The 241-nt window shown below is 78.0% G+C and carries 1 pseudogene; it reads right to left on the bottom strand.

The window, feature by feature from the left end:
- Window positions 1–241, bottom strand: a pseudogene (locus tag KVT14_RS21135) (endonuclease); the annotation flags it as partial.

Genomic DNA, 241 nt, shown 5'->3' with positions numbered 1-241 from the left:
CACGGCCGGCCCGTCGAGCAGCTCGTGGTCGATCTGCGGGTCCGGGACCTCGACGGGGATCGTGTTCACCCGCCCGTCGGACCGCCAGCCCGAGACCCGGGCCGGCGTGGCGCCCTCCAGGGTGAGGTCGCCCGTGGCGGCCAGCGGCCTCGGCAGGCCGCGGCGCGCCCGCACGGGGTGCCTCAGCTGGACGGCGGTCCACGCGGGGATGAACGTCAGGTGGGGCGCGGCGACGGTGGTC

The organism is Cellulomonas sp. GbtcB1, assembly GCF_019091725.1.
Lineage (GTDB): Bacteria > Actinomycetota > Actinomycetes > Actinomycetales > Cellulomonadaceae > Cellulomonas.
The sequence above is the reverse complement of the archived record's forward strand: the minus strand, read 5'-3'. Positions and strand labels throughout refer to the sequence as shown.